A 21,123-nucleotide genomic window follows, 5' to 3' on the forward strand; every position below is an offset into this window, starting at 1 on the left:
CGGTCGAGCCCGTCCCGGCGGCGCCCGAGCCTCCGGCACCGTTCCAGGCCCCCGCGCTGCCGTACGCGGCTCCGGCTCCGGCCGAGACCGCTCCTCCGGCGCCCGAGGTCCCGGCACCGGTGCAGGCGCCCGAGCCGCCGTACGCGGCTCCCGAGCCGATCGTGGCACCCGAGCTGCCGTACTCCGGTCCGGCAGCGATCGCGGCGCCCGAACCGCCGGACCCGGCTCCGGTCGAGCCCGTCCCGGCGGCGCCCGAGCCTCCGGCACCGTTCCAGGCCCCCGCGCTGCCGTACGCGGCTCCGGCTCCGGCCGAGACCGCTCCTCCGGCGCCCGAGGTCCCGGCACCGGTGCAGGCACCCGAGCCGCCGTACCCCGCTCCGGCCCCGGCCGAAGGGGCCCCTCCGGTGCCCGAGGCCCCGACCCCCTTCACGGCGGCCCCGCCCGAGCCCGCCCCGTCCGGCACCGTGCCTCCGGCTCCCGTGCCTCCGGCGCCGTTCCCGCCGGTCGCGGCCACCGCCGAGCAGGCCGCCCCGGAGCCCGCCGACGCCGTGCCCGCGCCGTTCGCGGCCCCCGCGCCCCCGGCTCCCGTGGACGAGGTCCCGCCGTACCCCGTTCCCCCGGCCGAGGGGACGCCCGCGGCCCCCGGGGAGAACGCCTTCGGAGGGCCCGCCGGTGAACTGCCGCCGCTGCCGTCCTCGTTCGCGACACAGGGCTCCTACGGCTTCCCGCCGCCTGCTCCTGCGCCCGCGCCGCAGCAGCACCAGCCCCCGCAGCCGCAGCCGCAGTACGACCCCCGCGCCGCCGGGCAGTGGCCCGTCGGCCCCGGTCAGCAGCCCCCTCAATCCCAGCCCCAGCCCCAGCCCCAGCCGCACGACCCGCGGTACGCGGCCGGCCCCACCGGCGGAGGCGCGCCGCTCGGCTACACGGCCGCCGTCGAGCTGTCCTCGGACCGGCTGCTGCGCAACAAGCAGAAGCCCAAGAGCAACAACAACGGCGCGGGCGGCGGCGGCCTGTTCCGCTTCGGCGGCAAGGCGGCCGAAGCGGAGCGCCGCCGCAAGCTGGAGCTGATCCGCACCCCGGTCATGTCCTGCTACCGCATCGCCGTCATCAGCCTCAAGGGCGGCGTCGGCAAGACCACGACCACCACCGCGCTCGGCGCCACCCTCGCCACCGAGCGCCAGGACAAGATCCTGGCCATCGACGCGAACCCCGATGCCGGCACGCTCGGCCGCCGCGTCCGCCGCGAGACGGGGGCGACGATCCGGGACCTGGTCCAGGCGATCCCGTACCTGAACTCGTACATGGACATCCGCCGCTTCACCTCGCAGGCGCCCTCCGGTCTGGAGATCATCGCCAACGACGTGGACCCGGCGGTCTCCACGACCTTCAACGACGAGGACTACCGCCGCGTCATCGAGACGCTGGGCCGCCAGTACCCGATCATCCTCACCGACTCGGGCACCGGCCTCCTCTACTCCGCCATGCGCGGCGTCCTGGACCTGGCCGATCAGCTGATCATCATCTCGACCCCGTCCGTGGACGGCGCCAGCAGCGCCAGCACCACCCTCGACTGGCTCTCCGCCCACGGGTACGCGGACCTGGTCTCCCGCTCCCTCACCGTCATTTCGGGGGTCCGCGAGACGGCCAAGATGATCAAGATCGAGGACATCGTGCAGCACTTCGAGACCCGCTGCCGCGGTGTCGTCGTGGTGCCCTTCGACGAGCACCTCGCGGCCGGCGCCGAGGTGGACCTCGACCTCATGCGGCCCAAGACCCGCGAGGCGTACTTCAACCTCTCCGCCCTCGTGGCCGAGGACTTCCTGCGGGCCCAGCAGCAGGCCCCGCAGAACCACTGGGGAGCACCGCAGCAGCCCCACCAGCCCCACCCCCAGCAGCCGCAGCCGCAGCACCACCAGCCGCAGCCGCAGCCGTACGGTCAGCCCCAGGGCCAGCCCCCGTACCAGCAGCCCCCGCAGCAGCCGGGCCCCTACGGCCAGCCCTACCCGCAGCAGCCGCAGCCCGGCCAGCCCTGGCAGCAGCCCCCGGCCGCCCCGCCGCAGCAGCCCCACCAGCCGCCGCGCGACCCGCGGCTCGGCTGACGGCCGCGCCCGAGCAGGCACAACAGGAAGGGCCCGTACCGCCCCGGATCGCATCGGATTCCGGGACAGTACGGGCCCTCGCCCGTTCCTGCGTCAGCGCTTCATGTCGTACGCGTCGGTCAGCACCCGCGCCCGCTTCACGTCGTCGGCGATCGCCTCCAGCAGCCCGTCCAGCGACTCGAACTTCGCCATCCCCCGCACGTACGCGAGGAAGTCGACGGCCACGTGCTTCCCGTACAGGTCCAGCCCGACGCGGTCGATCGCGTACGCCTCCACCGTCCGCTCGGTCGCGTCGAACTGCACGTTCGTCCCCACCGAGATCGCCGCGGGCATCCGCTCGCCGTCCGCCGTCAGCCAGCCCGCGTAGACCCCGTCCGCCGGGATCGCGGTGTGCGGCTGCGTCTCCACGTTCGCCGTCGGGTAGCCGAGTTCACGCCCGCGCTGCGCTCCGCGCACGACCACGCCCTCGACCCGGTGCGGACGCCCCAGGACCTCGGCCGCACCGTCCATGTCGCCCTCGGCGACCAGCCGGCGCGCCAGCGTCGAGGAGAACGGCACGCCGCCGCCCGCCTCGCCGCGCTCCACGAGGTCCACGACCTCGACCCGGTAGTCGTACGTCGGTCCCAGCTCGCGCAGGAAGTCGACGTTCCCGGCGGCCCGGTGGCCGAAGCGGAAGTTCGGGCCCTCGATGACCGCGAGGGCGTGCAGCTTGTCGACGAGCACCTTCACGATGAAGTCGGCCGGGGACAGCTGCGAGAACTCTGCGGTGAACGGCAGGATCAGCAGCGCGTCCACGCCCAGCCCGGCCATCAGCTCGGCGCGCCGGTCGTAGGGGGCCAGGATCGGCGGGTGGCTGCCGGGGCGGACGACCTCGCTCGGGTGCGGGTCGAAGGTGACGACGACGGACGGGACGCCGAGCTCGCGCGCCGTGGCCACGGCCCGTCCGATGATCAGCTGATGTCCCCGGTGCACGCCGTCGTAGGAGCCGATGGTGACGACGCTGCGTCCCCAGTCCTGGGGGATGTCCTCCAAGCCACGCCACCGCTGCACTGTGACCGCTCCTCGCCCGAACCCGGTTGGTCCTTGAACTGATTGCCGATTGCAGGTCTAAGACTGCCATGCCGGGAGCCGGTGCCACGCATCGGCATCCGGGCCGGACGGGCCCGGCGGGCCGCCGTCGCGCCTCCTCATGTCACATCCGCGGCGACCCTGCCGAGGGTCTCCACGGTCTGCCGGGCGCTCGGCCCCAGCAGGGCCGCCGCCTCCGTGGCCGCCTCCGCCTGCCAGCGGGCCACGAGCGCCCCGAAGACCGGCCGGGCGCGGGCCAGCTCCACCGTCCGCCGCTCGAAGACCGCCGGCCCGCCGGGGGCCCGCAGCAGCTGCCGCCCGGTACGGCGCAGCAGCTCCCGCGTACGGTCCTCAGGGCGCTCCGCGGCACCCGCCGCGAGCGCCCCGAGGAACGCGTCCAGCACCCGCGCGTCCCTCTCCTCGCGCAGCAGTACGCCGGCCAGCTCCCCGCGCAGCGCGTACGAGGGCTCCCCGCCCGGCGCGCCCAGTACCGCGGCGAGCTCGGCCCGCACCCCTGCCGGCGCGGTCCGCAGCAGGTCCAGCACGAGCCGGCGCAGCGCGGGACCGGCTGCCGGGCCCTGCTCCAGCCGCCGGTCCACGAAGGCCGCGGCGTGCGGCGCGTCGCCGGGGCAACGCACGAGGTGCTCCCGGACGAGGTCGGCCGCGCGCCGGGCCAGCCCCGGCGTGTTCAGCGAGGCCAGGGCGCGCAGCACCTCCCCGTCGGCGCGGTCCCGCAGTGCGGCGAACACCGCGTCCTGGTCCGGGAGTACGGGCAGGGCCGCCACCAGCGCCTCGGCGGGCAACCGGGAGCCGGGCCCGGGGTCGCGGAAGGACGCGAGGGCTTCGGGCAAGTGGCGGGCGCGCACCTGCGGGTCGCGCAGCAGTACGGCCAGGGCGCTGCCGTGCAGGGTGACGTCGGCGGGGCGGGCGAGCAGTGCCCGGGCGGCACGGCGCAGCAGCTCCCGGTCGGCGGGGGTGCGTACGTGCGGGGCGGTGGCGAGTCCGTAGGCGGCGGCCGCGACCCTGCGCGCGGGGCGTTCGTCGTGTGCCCAGCGGTCCACGGCCCGGCACAGGGCGGCGGTCTCCTCCTCGGCGAGTACGGCGAGCAGTTCGTCGGCGCGGGGGTGCGCGGCGGTGACGAGCGCCTCGGTGAGGTCGTCCGGGGCGAGGTGGCGGTGGGTGTGCAGCAGGGCCTGCGCGGCGGTGGCGACGGTGGCCCCGGGGCGGCCGCGCAGCCGGCGGCCGTCGGTGAACCAGGCGCAGAGCAGCGGCTGGGTCCGCCGGGGGGCCCGGGCCAGCCGGCGGGCCACGGCGTCGAGGTAGCGGTCGCCGGGGACCGCCTCGGCGGGGTCTGCGGGGAGCAGCCGGCGCAGCAGGTCGAGGCGGTCGGGCTCGGCCAGCCGGAGCCGGTTCCAGAACCGGCCGCCGAACTCGCCCGGGCCGGCCCGGGCGACGTGCTCGGCGAGGGCGTGCAGGACGGGGAGGTGGGGGTGCGCGTCGGGGAGGCGCAGCAGGGTCTCGCGCAGCAGCCGGGCGGCCCACCAGCCGCGGTCGGAGCGGGCGGCATCGGTGGCCCCCGCCGGGGCTTCGGCGAAGCCGTTCAGGGCGTCGACCAGTCGGGTCAGTTCCTCGCGGAGCCGGTCCGGAGGGAGTCGGCGCAGGGCTTCCAGGACGGGCCCGATCCGGTGCCGGGGCACGGGCGGCCCGGGCCTGGCGGGGCCGTGGACGAGCACGCCGAGGGCCGTCGGGACGTCGAGGTGGCCGGCCTGGATCCAGTCAGACAGCTCCTCGTGGGCGAAGCGGTAGCCGGACCCGGCGGGCACCAGCAGCCCCTCGGTGAGGACGGCGGAGGCCCAGCCGGTGCGCCACGGGAACAGCTCCTCGAAGGAGGCCCGGTCCAGCTGTCCCTGCCCCGGCCCCAGGCACCGCCGGGCGGCCTCGTGCACGCGGCCGGCGACGCGGGCGGCGAGCCGCCGGACGCCGGGGCCGTGCACCGGTGCGTCTCCGGCGGCGATGCGGACCGCGCTGCGCAGGCACAGCAGGTCGAAGTGGGCGGCGAAGACCTCGTCGCGGCCGGCGCGGCCGGCGGTGACGCCGACGGCGCGGATCCCGGCGAGGAGGTGCAGCGTGAGCGGGTGCCGGGCGTCGGTCTCGCGGACGGCGTCGGCGGGGATGCCGAGGCGGGACCGGGCGGTGTCCGCCTCGGTGGCGGTGAGGTCCGCGAGCCGAAGGGCGGGAGGCAGTTGTGGGGTCGCGCGGGCCGGGATGTGCAGCGCCTCGGGCGGGTGGAGGGCGCCGGCCCGCTCCCAGTACTCGGGTCGGGCGGCGACGACCAGCCGGGCCCCGGTGCCGCGCAGCCAGGCGGTGGTGGCCTCGGTCCACGGTCCGAGCCGGTGGGCGAGCTCCGGCGGCATCTCCTCGGGGGCGTCCAGGACGACGAGCAGGGGCCGGTCGGCGCGGGCGGCGACGAGGGCGAGGTGCGCTGCGGCTCCCGCCGGGTCGGCGGGCTCCGGCCGGCCGCGCCGCTCCCCGGGCGGGGCCCCCCGCGGACCGGGCACCACCTGGCTGCGCCGCTCGACCGCCACGGTCCCCCCGGAGCCGCCCTCCGGCTGCCCCGGCCCCGCGGGGGCGTCCCCGCCGGAGCCGGACACCGCCCGGCCACGCCCCTCGACCGGTGCGGCCCCGCGCGGGCCGGGCACCGGCTCGCTGCGCGTCCCGTCCGGCACAGTCCCGTCAGGGCCGCGCTCCGGCTGACCCGGCCCGGCGGGGACCACCCGCCCCAGCCCCCCGTCGGACAGGGTTCCCCCGAAGCCGGACACCGCCTCGGCGCACCCCTCGACCGGCGAGGTCCTGCGCTGGGCCGGCACCGGTTCGCCGGGCCATGCGGCGGGCGGGGTTCCGGTGGGGCCGGGCGCGCGCCGGGGCGGCTCCTCGGCCGCCGAACGGTACTCGGGGTCGGCCGGTACGGCGGTGGTGCGTTCGGCGCCCTGCGGGGATCGGCCCGGCGCGCACCCGTCCCCACCACCTGTGGACGGGCCCGCTTCCGGGGTACGCCCGGGCCGGCAATCGGGGGCGGCGGGCCACGGCACGTCTTCGGATCCGGTCCCGGTCGTGTGCGGGCCGGATTCCGGGGTCCGGCCCGGCCGGGGATCGAGGGCGGCGGGGACCGGTGCCTCGGCCGGCCGGTGCGCGGGGCGGGAGGCCGCCGTCAGGGCTCGGGTCGCCGCATCCGCCAGCGAGGTGTCGTCGGCGTGCAGGTCCGCCCCGCGCAGCCACAGCGTCGGCGCGGGTCGGGCGCCGCGGGCCCGGCGGGCGGTCAGGGCCGCCAGTTCCGTCGTACGGCCGGTGCCCGGGTCGCCGACGAGGCCGAGCACCGGTCGGTCCCCGGCCGTGAAGGCTTCCAGTTCGGCGGCGATGCCGGGGCGTTCCACCGGTCGGTCCGGGGGGAGGACGGCGCACGAGGCGGCCAGTTCCAGCGCCCCGGCGAGGTTCAGGTCGGCGCCGCGGCCCGGCACGGTCGCCGCGTTGCGTGCGAGGAGCGCAGCCAGGGGGCCCCGCGGATCGGAGTCGGCCGCCGCCCGCAGGGCCACCGCGAAGCCGCCGGAGCGGTGCTCCGCGCGCAGGGCGGTGCCCAGTACGGCGAGCACCGCCCCGGTGGCGGCGTCGAGGACCGGCCCCCCGCAGACCTCCCCGCCCTGCGCGAGGGCGTCGCGGCCGTCCGTGCCGATCGCCAGCTCCACCGCGGCCCCCGCGGGCACCGCGTACAGCACGCCGCCCGCCCGGTACCCGACCTGCGCGCCCCCCAGCACCCGCGCCTGCCGCCAGCCCCGCGCGGGCAGCCGTACGTAGGTCCCCGGATCGATCGCCCCGCGCTGCGCCACCGCCAGCGGCCGCACCCCGAGTCCGTCCGTGCGGATGAGGGCCAGCGCCAGGGTGGGCAGCTCGGTCACGTCGGCCGCCTCGGCCGGCCAGGTCCGCCCGGAGGCGTGCAGCACGATCCGGGTCAGGCCGTCGACGGCCTCGTGACCGGTGACGACCGTCCCGCGGTCGTCCGCGACGAATCCGCTGCCGCGCTCCCGCCCGGCCGGATCGCAGATTTTGACGAGTTCCGCCATGGCCGCACCACTCCCCCGCAACGCCCCGTGCTCACGACGGTAGGCAGGTGAAGATCAGCACGAGAAGAACACGAGGCGAACGCGCCCCCCAACGCTCCCTCCATCACTCCGAGCGCCTGCTCGGACGGGTGAATAGCGGCGTCCGGGTGGATAGAGACCTACCCGAGGGGGGTCGTGGAGCGGTGAGCAGCACGGCATGTGCGCTCACCGCTCCACGTCAACGATCAGACGAAGACCGCGAGGGACTTCGCCTTTCCGTTCTTGCTCTCGACGAGCCCGAGAAGCTGGCCCTGCGGCCCGAAGACCGCGACCGTACGGCCGGCCTCGTACTCCTCCGGCATGTCGATCCGCACACCGTTGGCGAGCAGCGAGGCCCGCCGGGCGTCCAGGTCCCAGCGCGGGAAGGCCGCGGCGGCCGCCTCGCCGATCGGCATGACGGTCAGCTCTTCCTGGAGCTGGTCCAGGGTCCGCGCGCGGTCGATCTTGTACGGGCCCACCCGGGTGCGCCGCAGCGCGGTCAGGTGCCCGCCGACGCCGAGGTCGGCGCCGAGGTCGCGCGCGAGGGCGCGGATGTACGTACCGCTGGAGCAGACGACGGAGACGACGAGGTCGACGACCTTGGTGCCGTCCTCGGCCTCCGCCTCCCGCATGTCGTACACCTGGAACGACGAGATGGTGACCGGCCGGGCCGGGATCTCGAAGTCCTCGCCGTCGCGGGCCCGCTTGTAGGAGCGGACGCCCTTGATCTTGATGGCGCTGACCTTGGACGGGACCTGCATGATGTCGCCCGACAGCTTGACGACGCCCGCGTCCACGGCGTCCCGGGTGACCCCGGTGGCGTCCGTGGAAGAGGTGATCTCGCCCTCGGCGTCGTCCGTCAGGGTGTTCTGGCCCAGGCGGATCGTGCCGAGGTACTCCTTCTCCGTGAGCGCGAGGTGGCCGAGGAGCTTGGTGGCCTTCTCCACGCCCAGGACCAGCACGCCCGTCGCCATCGGGTCGAGCGTGCCGGCGTGGCCGACGCGGCGGGTCCTGGCGATCCCGCGCATCTTGGCGACCACGTCGTGCGAAGTGAACCCGGACGGCTTGTCGACGATGACAAGGCCTCCCCCAGGCTCCGCCCGGGAGGTGCCCCCGGGCGTCTTCCCTGCGTCGGTGCTCATTCCGCGGCTGCGTCCTCGTCGTCCTCGCCCGGCTTCTTGTACGGGTCGGCGTCGCCGGCGTACTGGGCGCCGGAGGACACCTCGCGCACCTGGGCGTCGGAGGTGCGCGCCTTCTCCAGGAGGTCCTCGATGGTCTTGGCGTTCTCCGGGAGGGCGTCCGCGACGAAGGTCAGGGTGGGCGTGAACTTCGTTCCCGCCGCCCGGCCCACCGCGGAGCGCAGAACGCCCTTGGCGCTCTCCAGGCCCGCCGCCGCACTGGCGCGGTCCTCGTCGTCGCCGTAGACCGTGTAGAAGACCGTGGCCTCCCGCAGGTCGCCGGTGACCCGGGTGTCCGTGATGGTCACGTGCGTACCGAGGCGGGGGTCCTTGACACCACGCTGCAGCTTCTCCGCCACCACCTCCCGGATGAGGTCCGCCAGCTTCTTCGCCCGCGCATTGTCGGCCACTGGTCCGTCTCCTTCTTTTCTTGCAGACAAGCAATCAGTCTTCATCACCGTGGAAGCGCCGTCGTACTGACAGCAGCTCCACTTCCGGACGTGCCGCGACCAGCCGCTCGCAGCGGTCGAGTACGTCCGAGAGGAACCCCGCGTCCCCACTCACCAGCGCGACCCCTATGCGGGCCCTGCGGTGCAGATCCTGGTCGCCCACCTCGGCCGCGCTCACGGAGAACTTTCGCTGGAGCTCGGCGACGATGGGCCGGACGACGGAGCGTTTCTCCTTCAGCGAGTGGACGTCGCCGAGGAGCAGGTCGAAGGACAGAGTCCCCACGTACATGCAGTTCCGGATATCCCGCCGGTGCGGGTTCGGTGGCCTGCCGGGCCGTCGCCCGGCAGGATCACCCGGCGCTCGCGCGGCCGGGTCACCAGAACCGTACACGCAACGGCCGGGGCCGATCGACGGATATTCCGCCGACCGGCCCCGGTGTTACGAGTTACGACACGGTGCGAACCGCCTCGCGCTTACGCGCGGGGCTTCTCGCGCATCTCGTACGTCGCGATGACGTCGTCGATCTTGATGTCGTTGTAGCTGCCGAGGTTGATACCGCCCTCGAAGCCTTCGCGAATCTCGGTGACGTCGTCCTTGAAGCGGCGCAGACCGGAGATGTTGAGGTTCTCCGCGATGACCTTGCCATCGCGCAGCAGGCGCGCCTTGGTGTTGCGCTTGACCTCGCCGGACCGGATGAGGACACCGGCGATGTTGCCCAGCTTGGACGAGCGGAAGATCTCGCGGACCTCCGCCGTACCGAGCTCGACCTCTTCGTACTCCGGCTTGAGGAGACCCTTCAGGGCCGCCTCGATCTCCTCGATGGCCTGGTAGATCACCGAGTAGTAGCGGACGTCGACGCCCTCGCGGTCCGCCATCTGCGCGGCACGGCCGGCCGCACGGACGTTGTAACCGATGACGATGGCGTCGGAGCCCATCGCCAGCGAGATGTCGGACTCGGTGACCGCACCCACACCGCGGTGCAGGACCCGGATGTCGACCTCTTCACCGACGTCGAGCTGGAGCAGCGAGGACTCGAGAGCCTCGACCGCACCGGACGCGTCGCCCTTGATGATGAGGTTGAGTTCCTGGACCAGACCGGCCTTGAGCACGGAGTCGAGGTCCTCGAGGGACACACGACGGACGCGCTTGGCGAAGTTGGCGTTGCGCTCACGCGCAGCACGCTTCTCGGCGATCTGGCGGGCCGTGCGGTCCTCGTCGACGACGAGGAAGTTGTCGCCGGCGCCGGGGACGTTGGTGAGACCCAGGACCAGGACGGGGGTCGACGGACCCGCTTCCTCGACGTTGTTGCCCTTGTCGTCGAGCATGGCGCGCACTCGGCCGTAGGCGTCGCCCACGACCATCGTGTCGCCGACGCGGAGGGTACCGCGCTGGACGAGGACGGTGGCGACGGCACCGCGGCCGCGGTCGAGGTGGGACTCGATCGCAATACCCTGAGCGTCCTGCTCCGGGTTGGCGCGCAGGTCGAGCGAGGCGTCGGCGGTGAGGACGACGGCCTCCAGCAGGGAGTCGATGTGCAGACCCTGCTTGGCGGAGATGTCGACGAACATCGTGTCGCCGCCGTACTCCTCGGCGACCAGACCGAACTCGGTGAGCTGACCGCGGACCTTGACCGGGTCGGCACCCTCGACGTCGATCTTGTTGACCGCGACGACGATCGGGACGCCGGCGGCCTTGGCGTGGTTGAGCGCCTCGATCGTCTGCGGCATGACGCCGTCGTTGGCCGCGACCACGAGGATCGCGATGTCGGTCGACTTGGCACCACGGGCACGCATGGCGGTGAACGCCTCGTGACCCGGGGTGTCGATGAAGGTGATCTTGCGCTCTTCACCGTTGACCTCGGTACCGACCTGGTACGCACCGATGTGCTGCGTGATGCCACCGGCCTCGCCCGCAACGACGTTCGTCTTGCGGATGGCGTCGAGCAGTCGGGTCTTACCGTGGTCGACGTGACCCATGACGGTCACGACCGGCGGACGCGGCATGAGGAATTCCTCGCCGCCCTCGTCCTCGCCGAACTCGATGTCGAAGCCCTCGAGGAGCTCGCGGTCCTCTTCCTCCGGGCTGACGATCTGAACCGTGTAGTTCATCTCGCCGGCCAGCATCTCGAGCGTCTCGTCGGAGACGGACTGCGTGGCAGTGACCATCTCGCCGAGGTTCATCATGACCGCGACCAGCGACGCCGGGTTGGCGTTGATCTTCTCGGCGAAGTCGGTGAGGGACGCACCGCGCGACAGGCGAACGGTCTCGCCGTTGCCGCGGGGCAGCATCACGCCGCCGACGGACGGGGCCTGCATGGCCTCGTACTCCTGGCGCCTCTGACGCTTCGACTTGCGACCGCGACGGGCCGGACCGCCGGGACGGCCGAAGGCACCCTGCGTACCGCCACGGGCACCGGGACCGCCGGGACGGCCACCGAAGCCGGGACGACCGCCGCCACCGGCGCCGGCCGGGCCGCCGCCGAAGCCGCCGCCACCCGGACGGGGACCGCCGAAGCCGCCGCCGCCCGCGGGACGCGAGCCGGGACCGGCCGGACGGCCGGCGAAGCCGCCGCCACCGGGACGACCGGCGCCACCGGGACGGGGACCGCCCGCACCGGGACCACGGCCACCGGGGCCGCCGCCGGGACGGGGACCGGGACCACCGGCAGCGGGACGCTGCGGCATCATGCCCGGGTTGGGACGGTTACCGCCGGGAGCACCACCGGGACGCGGGGCGCCGCCCTGCGGACGGGGCATGCCGCCCGGGGTCGGACGGGCGCCGCCGGGACCCTGCGGACGCGGAGCGCCGCCGGGGCCGCCCTGCGGACGGGGAGCACCCTGGCCGCCGCCGGCGCCGGGGGCACCGGGACGCGGGGCGCCGGCCGGACGGGGCGCCTGCGGGCGCGCCATGCCGGTGGAGCCACCAGAGGTGAACGGGTTGTTGCCCGGACGGGGACCGGCCGGACGGGCGCCCTGCGGACGCGGTGCCTGGGCACCGGGGGTGCCTGCGGGGCGCGCGGGGGCACCGGGGGTGGCACCGGCCGGACGCGGGGCGCCGGGACGGGCACCGCCCTGACCCGGACCGGCCGGACGCTGCTGCGCCGGACGGGGGCCGGGGGCCGCGGCGGGACGCGCCGGGGCGGCCGGAGCCGCCGGAGGCGCGGAGAACTCGGTCGCCACGGGCGCCGCCGGAGCGGGCTTCGGGGCGGCCGGAGCCTTCGGGCCGGGACGCGGGCCGGAGGCGGCCGGCGTCACGGGAGCTGCGGCCGGGACCTCGGCAGCGGCCGGCTTGGGGGCCGGTGCGCCGGGCTTCGGGGCAGCAGGACGTGCCGCAGCGGCCGGGGACGGCGCTGCGGGCTTGGCGGGCGCGGCCTTGCGGGGCGCGCCGGGCTTTGCAGCGGACTTGCCGGCGTTGCCACCGGGCCCCTGCAGTGCGTCAGTCAACTTGCGTACAACCGGCGCCTCGATCGTCGAGGACGCCGAACGGACGAATTCACCGAGTTCTTGGAGCTTGGCCATGACGACCTTGCTCTCCACCCCGAACTCCTTGGCGAGTTCGTATACCCGGACCTTAGCCACTTCGCTCCTTTTAGGTCCGGGTTACGCCGGACCGTCGCTACTTCATGGGCGTACTCATCGCGTACTCATCGAGTGCTCATCGCAATCTCGACCTACTTCCAACTCGCGAGGTACCTGACCGCACGGGGTATCCGTGCCGTACTACTTCTTTACGCTGTGGTCCCGGCTTTCCCGGCCACGGCATTGCGCAGGTTCGCCGTGTCGAGCGCTCCGGCGGACCGTAGGGCCCGGGGGAACGCGCGGCGGCGGACCGCCTGGTCGAGGCAGACCACGGCAGGGTGCACGTACGCACCCCGGCCGGGCAGCGTACCGCGAGGATCGGGGACGCATTCGTCCTCGATCGCCACGATCCGCAGCAGATCGCTCTTGGCCGCTCGCTCCCGACACCCCACACAGGTGCGTTCGGGGCATGCGCGGGCTTGCGTCCGGCCAGACACGCCTAAGTCTACCTCCCCGCACCGACCTCTCCCCCGACAAGTGTCGGGGGAAAGATCGAACGGCTGCTGTGTTGTCTTGATCCGCTGCCTGGGCAGCGGACGTGTGGACCCTGTCTACCGTCGGGACAGCCCCGGCCGGTACCGGTTTATTCCCCGGCCCTGTCCCGGTCCCTGTCCCGATCCCGGTCCCTGTCCCGGTCCCGGTCCGTGTCCGGGGACACCTCGGTGTCGGGACGGATGTCGATGCGCCAGCCGGTGAGCCGCGCGGCGAGGCGGGCGTTCTGGCCCTCCTTGCCGATGGCCAGCGACAGCTGGTAGTCGGGAACGGTCACGCGGGCGGAGCGCGAGTCCCAGTCGACGACCTCGACCTGGCTCACCCGGGCGGGTGACAGCGCGTTCGCGACCATCTCCGCCGGGTCGTCCGACCAGTCGACGATGTCGATCTTCTCGCCGTGCAGCTCGGCCATGACATTGCGCACACGGCTGCCCATGGGGCCGATGCAGGCGCCCTTGGGGTTCAGGCCCGAACGGGTGGACCGGACGGCGATCTTGGTGCGGTGACCGGCCTCACGGGCGATCGCCGAGATCTCGACGCTGCCGTCGGCGATCTCCGGGACCTCCAGCGAGAACAGCTTCTTCACCAGGTTCGGGTGGGTGCGCGAGAGGGTCACGGACGGGCCGCGGACACCCTTCGCCACGCGCACGACGTACGCCTTCAGGCGCAGACCGTGCGGGTAGTCCTCGCCGGGGACCTGCTCCTGCACCGGCAGGATGGCCTCCAGCTTGCCGATGTCGACGAGGACGTTCTTGGGGTCCTTGCCCTGCTGCACGACGCCGGTGATGACGTCGCCCTCACGGCCGGCGAACTCGCCGAAGGTCAGGTCGTCCTCGGCGTCGCGCAGACGCTGGAGGATCACCTGCTTGGCCGTCGTCGCGGCGATCCGGCCGAAGTCCGACGGCGTGTCGTCGAACTCCTTGGGCTCCTGGCCCTCTTCGAGATCCCTCGGGTCTTCCGTCGCCCACACGACCACGTGACCGTTGGTGCGGTCCAGCACGACGCGGGCGCGGCGGAAGCTCCCGTCGGTGCGGTGGTACGCGATGAGGAGGGCCGACTCGATCGCCTCGACGAGCAGGTCGAAGGAGATCTCCTTCTCCCGGACCAGACCCCGCAGGGCACTCATGTCGATGTCCATGGCTACGCCTCCTCTTCCTTCTTGTCCTTGCGGTTGAACTCGATCTCGACACGCGCCTTGGCGATGTCGGTGAATGCGATGCGGCGGGCGGTCGCCTTGCGGCCCTTCACGCCCGGTACTTCGAGGTCCATGCCCTCGTCGTCCACGTCGAGGATGCGGGCGACCAGTTCCCCGGCACCCTGCGCGTCCTCGGCGGACAGCTGGAACTTCACGAGACGGCCGATGGCCCGTACGTAGTGGCGGTGCTCGGTCAGCGGGCGGTCGGCGCCCGGGGAGCTCACCTCGAGGACGTACTCGTCCTCGCCCATCACGTCGGATTCGTCGAGCTTGTCGGAGACCTCACGGCTCAGCTCGGCACACGCGTCCAGCTCCACGCCCTCGTCGGAGTCCACGATGACCCGCAGCATCCGGCGCTTGCCCGCCCGCGACAGCTCGATCTCTTCGAGGTCCAGGCCCTTGGCGGCGACGAGCGGCTCCAGCAGTCCGCGCAGCCTGTCGCTCTGGGTCGTGCTCATCCGGGTGACTCCTCGGCCGCGTGTGCTGTTGTGGTTTCCGTCGTGTGTCAGGTCAAAGGGTATCCGGTGTCGGAGGGTGTTGCCGTCCGCCCTGCGACCAGGGCCCCGGGTACCGTGATCACACCCTGCCCCGCCCCACACCACGAGGACGTCGCCGTGCCCTGGACTCCGCCTTCCAGACCTTCGCGCAGGAGCCTGCTCGCCGGTGCCGCCGGCGCGGCCGGCGCCGTGCTGCTGACCGGGTGCACCGACGGACGCTCGGCGGACGCCGACCCCGCGATTTCACTCGAACGGCGGATGCGGGAAGCGGCCGTGCGTGACAGTGCCCGGCTGCTGGAACGTTACGACGCCACGGCCGCCACCCATCCGGACCTGGCCGCGCGTCTCGCTCCGCTGCGCGCCGCCGTCGCCGCGCACACGGCCGCCCTCTCCCCCGCCGCGTCGGGCTCGCCGTCCCCCGCGGCGTCACCGTCCGGCGGTACGGGGGCCGCCGCGCCCGCGGCGAGCGGTGAGCCGGTGCCCGCGAAGCCCGCCGAAGCCCTGACCGCGCTCGCCGACGCCGAGCGGAGCCTGGCCGAGGCCCGGACCATCGACCTGGCCGGGGCGCCGGGAGAGCTGGCCCGGATGCTGGCCTCGGTGGCCGCCTGCGGCGCCGTGCACGTCCACCTGCTGACCTCGACCCCCGGAGCCACGCCGTGAAGCCCGAACCCTCCCCCGCCGGCCGGGCCCTGGAGGCCGCCCAGGCGGCCCTCGCCGCCGAGCACGCGGCCGCCTACGGATACGGGGTGATCGGCGCACGGACCGCCGGCGCCCGTGCCGCGGAGGCCCGGGAGGCGTACGGCGGCCACCTCGCACGGCGCGACGCACTGGCCCGGACCGTGCGCGAACTGGGCGGTGCACCCCGGCCCTCGGAGGCCGCCTACGCCCTGCCCTTCGAGGTGCGCGGCCCCGCCGACGCCGAGCGGCTGGCCGCGGTGATCGAGGACCGGGTGGCCGGCGCGTATTCCGATCTGGTGCGGGCGGCAGAGGGCCCGCTGCGCCGTGAGGCGGCCGACGCGCTGAGCGCCGCAGCGGTGCGCGCGGCACGCTGGCGCGGTGTCGGCGTAGCCTTCCCTGGGCTCACGGAACGCGCATAGCGAGCCCTCACCAGCTGAAAGGGACCACGCACGCATGGCTTTCGAACCGCCGCAGCGGCTTGTACGGGCGCTCGGCGAGATGCCGGAGACGGCGCAGGAGGCGGACTGGCTGGGGCAGTTGCCCGAGCTCACCGAGGCCGCGCTGTCCCGGCGGGGCGTACGGGCCCAGCGGGTGCAGGCCCCGGGCGGCCGCAGCAGTCTGGTCCTCCTCGTGGCCTACGCGGACGGGACCCCGGCCGCTCTGAAACTTGCGCCCCCGCACGCGCGGCCCGACCTGGAGCTGGCCGCGCTGGCGCACTGGGGCGGTTTCGGCGCCGTACGGGTCCTCGACACCCGGCACCACCACGAGGACGGGGCTCTGCTGCTGGAGCGCCTGCACGCGGAGGTGTCGCTGCGGTCCCTGCCGGAGGCGAAGGCACTGCTGGAGGCGAGCGGCACACTGCGCCGGCTGTGGGTGGCGCCGCCGGCCGGGCACGGGTGGGAGACGGCGGCCGAGCGCACCGCGCGGCAGTCGCAGGCCCTGCGGGCCGCTCCCGCGGAGGCCCGGGCCCTCGCCGACACCGCTCTGGCGCTGCGCGAGGAGCTGGTGGCGGCCCCGCCGGAGGAACTGCTGCTGCACGGGAACTTCCGGCAGGGCAAGGTCCTGGCCGGCGAGCGGGCGCCGTGGCTGACGGTGGGCCCCGACCCGCTGGTCGGCGAGCGGGCGTACGACCTGGCCCGGCTGGTCCGGGACCGGCTGGAGGACCAGGTGGCCTCCTCGGCGGGGGCGGCGGGCGCCCGGCGCCGGGTGAACAAGCTGGCGGACGCGCTGGACGTGGACCGGGAGCGGCTGCGGGGCTGGACGCTCTTCCGGGCCGTGGAGTCGGGCAACCGCGCCCTGGCCGCCGGGCGCCGCCGGGACGCGGAGCTCCTGCTGGAGTTCGCCTCCTGGCTGTAGGCGGCGTCTCCGGCCTGATCGCACCGGCACGGAGTGGGGCATACCGTAGGTAGGAAGGTATGTCCGGCAGGGGGCCGTCATGGTCGAGGAACTGCTGACAGCGGTGCTGGCCGCAGCCGTGGGCGCCGCCGTCTACATGGGCGCTGCGGCCCGCGTGGTGAAGCAGTACGAGCGGGGCCTGGTCTTCCGCTTCGGCAGGCTGCGGCAGGAGATACGGCCTCCCGGCTTCACGGTGATCGTTCCCGTGATAGACCGGCTCCGCAAGGTGAACATGCAGATCGTGACGCTGCCGGTGCCCGCGCAGGAGGGCATCACCCGGGACAACGTCACGGTGCGGGTGGACGCCGTCGTGTACTTCAAGGTCGTCGACCCGGCGAACGCCATCGTGGCGGTGGAGGACTACCGCTTCGCCGTCTCGCAGATGGCGCAGACCTCGCTGAGGTCGATCATCGGAAAGTCCGACCTGGACGACCTGCTCTCCAACCGGGAGATGCTCAACCAGGGCTTGGAGCTGATGATCGACAGCCCCGCGGTGGGCTGGGGGGTGCAGATCGACCGGGTCGAGATCAAGGACGTGTCCCTGCCCGAGACCATGAAGCGGTCGATGGCCCGGCAGGCGGAGGCCGACCGCGAACGGCGGGCCCGCGTGATCAACGCGGACGCGGAGCTGCAGGCCTCGCACAAGCTCGCCGAGGCGGCGGAGGTCATGTCGGAACAGCCGGCGGCCCTGCAGCTGCGCCTGCTGCACACGATCGTGGCGGTCGCCGCCGAGAAGAACTCCACGCTGGTGCTGCCGTTCCCGGTGGAACTGCTGCGTTTCCTGGAACGCTCGGTCCCGCAGGCCGGGGCGGCGCCGGCGCGGAAGGAACCGGCCCCGGCCGGCCCGGCTTCCGAAGGCCCCGGGCCGGCCGGGGTCGCCACGACGGCGGCACCGGCCGAGGTCGACCCCGCGAAGGGGGACGAGGCGGCGGCCCTCGACCGGGCGGCGCAGGAGCCGGCCCTCGGGGCCGCCGAGCAGCCGCCGTACCCGGACGAGTCCCCGCCGTAGCCGCTGCGCGGAACTCCTCCCCGGACCCCGCGCCTCAGGCGGCGGGGCCGGCCTCGCGCAGGCGGGCGAGGGCTTCCGTCAGGGGGAGTTCCTCGCGGGTGCCCGTGGCGCGGTTCTGGAGTTCGACGACCCGGTCGGCCGAGCGGCGGCCCGCCACCAGGATCCACGGCACGCCGATCAGCTCCGCGTCCGTGAGCTTCACGCCCGGGGACAGGCCCGGGCGGTCGTCCAGCAGGACCCGCAGGCCGGAGCCCGCCAGGGCCGCGGCCGCCTCGTCCGCCAGAGCCAGCGGCACCGCCTTGCCGGCCGCCACCACGTGGACGTCGGCCGGGGCCACCGCCGCCGGCCAGCACAGCCCGCGCTCGTCCGCGGTCTGCTCGGCCAGGGCCGCCACCGCGCGGGAGACGCCGATGCCGTAGGAGCCCATCGTGACCCGGACCGGCTTGCCCTCGCGGCCCAGCACGTCCAGCCCGAAGGCGTCCGCGTACTTGCGGCCGAGCTGGAAGATGTGGCCGATCTCGATCGCGCGGTCGAGGCGGAGCCCGGCCCCGCAGGAGGGGCAGGGGTCGCCCGGCTCCACGACGACCACGTCCAGGTACCGGTCCACCTCGAAGTCCCGGCCGCAGACCACGTTGCGGGCGTGCGTGTCCTGCTTGTTGGCCCCGGTCACCCAGGCGGTGCCCGGAGCGACCCGCGGGTCGGCCAGGTAGCGGACCTTCTCCAGACCCTGCGGGCCCACGTAGCCGCGTACGAGGTCGGGCCGGTCGGTGAAGTCCTCGGCCGTGACGAGCTCGACGACCGCGGGGGCCAGGTGCTCGCCCAGCTTGCCGAGGTCCACCTCCCGGTCCCCGGGTACGCCCACGGCCACGATCTCGCCGTCGACCTTCACCAGGAGGTTCTTCAGCGTCGCCGAGGAGGGGACCCCCAGGTGTGCGGCGAGGGTCTCGATCGTCGGGGTGTCGGGGGTGTCCACCTCCTCCGACGGCGGGTGCTCCGCGGACACGGGGGTCAGCGCGAAGGTCACGGCCTCCGTGTTGGCCGCGTAGTCACAGGAGGGGCAGTCCACGAAGGTGTCCTCGCCCGCCCCGGCCGGGGCCAGGAACTCCTCGGACGCCGAGCCGCCCATCGCCCCCGACACCGCGGAGACGATCCGGTGGTCCAGGCCGAGCCGCTCGAAGATCCGGACGTAGGCCTCGCGGTGGAGCCGGTAGGACTCCTCCAGCCCCTCGTCGGACACGTCGAAGGAGTACGAGTCCTTCATCTGGAACTCGCGGCCGCGCAGCACGCCCGACCGGGGCCGCGCCTCGTCCCGGTACTTGGTCTGGATCTGGTAGAGCATGACCGGCAGGTCCTTGTACGAGGTGCACTGGTCCTTCACCACCAGGGTGAAGATCTCCTCGTGGGTGGGGCCGAGCAGGTAGTCCGCGCCCTTGCGGTCCCTGAGCCGGAACAGCAGGTCGCCGTATTCCGACCAGCGTCCGCTGACCTCGTACGGCTCCTTGGGCAGCAGGGCCGGCAGGAGCACCTCCTGGGCGCCGATGGCGTCCATCTCCTCGCGGACGACGCGGCTGACGTTGTCCAGGACCCGCTTGCCGAGCGGCAGCCACGTCCACACCCCGGCCGAGCTGCGCCGGACGTAGCCGGCGCGGACCAGGAGCCGGTGGCTGAGGGTCTCGGCGTCGGCCGGGTCCTCGCGGAGGGTCTTGGCCATGAGGCGGGACATGCGCTGTACGTGATGTGTGGACATGCCGGGAGGTTACCGGGGCCCCGCCGACGCCCGTTAACCCATTTCAGCGCCTGGTCAGCGGCAGTGTGGCGCCCATGACCGCATACGGGAGGCTCGCGCTCGGGAAGTGCACCTGGCGGGCGAGGTCGACGTAGCCGAGGGCCCGGTAGAGGCCGCGGGCGGGGCTCTCGGTGTCGATGGCGGAGAGGATCGAGCGGGGCTCGGCGGCGGCGTCGGTGAGGGTGGTGATCAGGGAGCGGCCGACGCCGTGGCCCTGGAAGCCGGGGTGGACGTGGAGTTCGGTGATGACGAAGGAGCCGTCGAGCCAGTGCTCGTGGCCGCCGGCCCGAAGGTAGGGCTCGACGATGGTGGACCACCAGTGCGTGCGGTCGTTCGGCATCCCGTAAACGAATCCGGTGAGCGCGCCGTCCTCGGCGAAGGCTCCGAGGGCGCGGGCGCCCTTGCAGGTCATGTGGCGCTGGACGATGTAGCGCCGGATGCCGACCTCCTCCTCGCTGAGGCCGAAGGCGACGGCCTGCACACGCAGGGCCTCGTCCACCCGGGCGGCGAGGTCGAGGGGGCCGATACGGACACCGGAAGGCAGCATGCGGTGACCTTACTTCGCGGTAAGGGTGTGTCGGAATGCCGCGACCCCGGTCTCCTGCGGGTTCAGAACAGCACGCTCATGAACGCGCCGACCTCGCGGAAGCCCACCCGGCGGTACGCGGCCCGGGCGGCGGTGTTGAAGTCGTTCACGTAGAGGCTGACCACGGGCGCGACGTCGCGCAGCGCGTACTCGACGACGGCGGCCATCCCGGTCTCCGAGTGCCCGCGGCCGCGGAACTCGGGGGCCACCCAGACGCCCTGGATCTGGCAGGCGCGGGAGGTGGCGGCGCCGATCTCCGCCTTGAAGACGATCGTGTCGTCCTCGACGCGGGCGAAGGAGCGGCCGCCTGCGACGAGCTCGGCGACGCGGGCCTGGTAGAGCAGGCCGCCGTCGCCGGCCATCGGCGAAACGCCGACCTCCTCGGTGAACATGGCCACGCAGGCGGGCATGATCAGGTCCATCTCGTTCTTGCGGATCCGGCGGACCTGCGGGTCCGGCTCGACCGTGGTGGACGGGCGCTCGATGACCATGAGGGGCTGGTGGGCGCGGACCTCGCGGGCCGGACCCCAGCTGGGCTCCAGGAGCTGCCACAGCCGCCGGGTGGGCTCGGCCGGGCCGACGATGGAGGAGCAGCGGCGGCCGGTGCGGCGGGCCCGGTCGGCGAAGGCCCGTACGGCGTCGGGCTCGGCGCAGACGGGGACGAGGTTGGCTCCGGCGTAGCAGAGCGAACGGAGCTCGCCGTCGGCGTACCAGCCCCACATCTCGCCGCCGAGGCGCCAGGGGTCGAGTCCGGCGACCTGGACCCGGGAGGTGACGAAGGCGTTCTCGACCGGCTCGCGTCCGAGGATGTCGAGCGCGGCGTCGAGATCACTGGGCTCAAGGACCCGGGTGGTGGTCTGCGTCAACACTGGGGCCTCACCATGCAAGTCTGCTGATCTCCGCACTGTACCCGGCAGCGCCGGACGATGCCGCGTCCGCAGGTCACGAAAAGGCCCCGGCCCCGCTCCCGAACTGCGGG

At 74.0% G+C, this 21,123-nt stretch carries 17 protein-coding genes; 5 read left to right on the plus strand and 12 right to left on the minus strand.

Annotated elements, in window-relative coordinates; translation table 11 throughout:
* Positions 1-2,099 (plus strand): MinD/ParA family protein (locus E6U81_RS21525; RefSeq protein ID WP_240803947.1); only part of this gene is annotated, 2,099 nt, incomplete at its 5' end.
* 93 nt (positions 2,100-2,192) lie between these two features.
* Here the strand turns inward: E6U81_RS21525 and E6U81_RS21530 are convergent.
* From E6U81_RS21530 to rimP, 9 genes are all read right to left on the minus strand, one after another.
* Entirely contained in the window at positions 2,193-3,149 is a 957-nt protein-coding gene (locus E6U81_RS21530) for a bifunctional riboflavin kinase/FAD synthetase (protein ID WP_136231744.1), read from the minus strand.
* A 137-nt stretch (positions 3,150-3,286) separates the two neighbouring features.
* Positions 3,287-7,282 carry a hypothetical protein gene (locus E6U81_RS21535; RefSeq protein WP_206309990.1) on the minus strand — a complete coding sequence of 1,332 codons (3,996 nt, stop codon included), beginning with the start codon at positions 7,280-7,282 and terminating at the stop codon, positions 3,287-3,289.
* Positions 7,283-7,506: 224 nt separating this feature from the next.
* Positions 7,507-8,442: a tRNA pseudouridine(55) synthase TruB gene (truB, locus tag E6U81_RS21540; RefSeq protein ID WP_136231745.1), complete on the minus strand. Its 936-nt coding sequence runs from the start codon at positions 8,440-8,442 to the stop codon at positions 7,507-7,509.
* A complete protein-coding gene (gene rbfA / locus E6U81_RS21545) occupies positions 8,439-8,888 on the minus strand; it encodes a 30S ribosome-binding factor RbfA (protein WP_030651161.1) in 450 nt (149 codons plus the stop codon). The genes truB and rbfA overlap by 4 nt, the downstream gene beginning before the upstream one ends.
* Positions 8,889-8,922: 34 nt before the next feature.
* A complete protein-coding gene (locus tag E6U81_RS21550; protein ID WP_030030358.1) occupies positions 8,923-9,216 on the minus strand; it encodes a DUF503 domain-containing protein in 294 nt (97 codons plus the stop codon).
* Positions 9,217-9,401: 185 nt separating this feature from the next.
* Positions 9,402-12,506, minus strand: a complete 3,105-nt coding sequence (gene infB / locus E6U81_RS21555) for a translation initiation factor IF-2 (RefSeq protein WP_136231746.1) — start codon at positions 12,504-12,506, stop codon at positions 9,402-9,404.
* Between the two features lie 149 nt (positions 12,507-12,655).
* On the minus strand, positions 12,656-12,943 hold the full coding sequence (locus E6U81_RS21560) for a YlxR family protein (RefSeq protein ID WP_030844383.1): 288 nt from the start codon (positions 12,941-12,943) through the stop codon (positions 12,656-12,658).
* 146 nt (positions 12,944-13,089) lie between these two features.
* Positions 13,090-14,136: a transcription termination factor NusA gene (gene nusA / locus E6U81_RS21565; RefSeq protein WP_136231747.1), complete on the minus strand. Its 1,047-nt coding sequence runs from the start codon at positions 14,134-14,136 to the stop codon at positions 13,090-13,092.
* Positions 14,137-14,138: 2 nt separating this feature from the next.
* Positions 14,139-14,651, minus strand: a complete 513-nt coding sequence (rimP, locus tag E6U81_RS21570) for a ribosome maturation factor RimP (RefSeq protein ID WP_136231748.1) — start codon at positions 14,649-14,651, stop codon at positions 14,139-14,141.
* 312 nt (positions 14,652-14,963) lie between these two features.
* Between rimP and E6U81_RS21575 the strand changes: the two genes are divergently transcribed.
* The 4 genes from E6U81_RS21575 to E6U81_RS21590 all read left to right on the plus strand — a co-directional run bounded on the left by E6U81_RS21575 (position 14,964) and on the right by E6U81_RS21590 (position 17,772).
* Positions 14,964-15,350 carry a hypothetical protein gene (locus E6U81_RS21575; protein WP_346766163.1) on the plus strand — a complete coding sequence of 129 codons (387 nt, stop codon included), beginning with the start codon at positions 14,964-14,966 and terminating at the stop codon, positions 15,348-15,350.
* Positions 15,347-15,787, plus strand: coding sequence for a DUF4439 domain-containing protein (locus tag E6U81_RS21580; protein WP_168714703.1), 441 nt, complete (start codon positions 15,347-15,349; stop codon positions 15,785-15,787). Before E6U81_RS21575 ends, E6U81_RS21580 begins: the two co-directional genes overlap by 4 nt.
* A gap of 34 nt (positions 15,788-15,821) precedes the next feature.
* Entirely contained in the window at positions 15,822-16,724 is a 903-nt protein-coding gene (locus E6U81_RS21585) for an aminoglycoside phosphotransferase family protein (protein ID WP_136231751.1), read from the plus strand.
* A gap of 79 nt (positions 16,725-16,803) precedes the next feature.
* Positions 16,804-17,772: a slipin family protein gene (locus E6U81_RS21590; RefSeq protein ID WP_136231752.1), complete on the plus strand. Its 969-nt coding sequence runs from the start codon at positions 16,804-16,806 to the stop codon at positions 17,770-17,772.
* A gap of 34 nt (positions 17,773-17,806) precedes the next feature.
* Here the strand turns inward: E6U81_RS21590 and E6U81_RS21595 are convergent, their stop codons facing one another.
* The 3 genes from E6U81_RS21595 to E6U81_RS21605 form a co-directional block, all read right to left on the minus strand.
* Positions 17,807-19,519, minus strand: a complete 1,713-nt coding sequence (locus tag E6U81_RS21595; RefSeq protein ID WP_136231753.1) for a proline--tRNA ligase — start codon at positions 19,517-19,519, stop codon at positions 17,807-17,809.
* A 43-nt stretch (positions 19,520-19,562) separates the two neighbouring features.
* Entirely contained in the window at positions 19,563-20,105 is a 543-nt protein-coding gene (locus E6U81_RS21600; protein ID WP_136231754.1) for a GNAT family N-acetyltransferase, read from the minus strand.
* A gap of 62 nt (positions 20,106-20,167) precedes the next feature.
* Positions 20,168-21,013, minus strand: coding sequence for a GNAT family N-acetyltransferase (locus tag E6U81_RS21605; RefSeq protein WP_206309991.1), 846 nt, complete (start codon positions 21,011-21,013; stop codon positions 20,168-20,170).
* Positions 21,014-21,123: the final 110 nt, after the last annotated feature.

The organism is Streptomyces sp. A0592 (assembly GCF_004795115.1).
Lineage (GTDB): Bacteria > Actinomycetota > Actinomycetes > Streptomycetales > Streptomycetaceae > Streptomyces > Streptomyces erythrochromogenes.

Excerpts from the sequence above, each read along its gene's own strand:
- E6U81_RS21535 (WP_206309990.1), bottom strand. The coding sequence starts at position 7,282 with ATGGCGGAACTCGTCAAAATCTGCGATCCGGCCGGGCGGGAGCGCGGC.
- truB (WP_136231745.1), bottom strand. The coding sequence starts at position 8,442 with ATGAGCACCGACGCAGGGAAGACGCCCGGGGGCACCTCCCGGGCGGAG.
- E6U81_RS21550 (WP_030030358.1), bottom strand. The coding sequence starts at position 9,216 with ATGTACGTGGGGACTCTGTCCTTCGACCTGCTCCTCGGCGACGTCCAC.
- nusA (WP_136231747.1), bottom strand. The coding sequence starts at position 14,136 with ATGGACATCGACATGAGTGCCCTGCGGGGTCTGGTCCGGGAGAAGGAG.
- rimP (WP_136231748.1), bottom strand. The coding sequence starts at position 14,651 with ATGAGCACGACCCAGAGCGACAGGCTGCGCGGACTGCTGGAGCCGCTC.
- E6U81_RS21585 (WP_136231751.1), top strand. The coding sequence starts at position 15,822 with ATGGCTTTCGAACCGCCGCAGCGGCTTGTACGGGCGCTCGGCGAGATG.
- E6U81_RS21590 (WP_136231752.1), top strand. The coding sequence starts at position 16,804 with ATGGTCGAGGAACTGCTGACAGCGGTGCTGGCCGCAGCCGTGGGCGCC.
- E6U81_RS21595 (WP_136231753.1), bottom strand. The coding sequence starts at position 19,519 with ATGTCCACACATCACGTACAGCGCATGTCCCGCCTCATGGCCAAGACC.
- E6U81_RS21600 (WP_136231754.1), bottom strand. The coding sequence starts at position 20,105 with ATGCTGCCTTCCGGTGTCCGTATCGGCCCCCTCGACCTCGCCGCCCGG.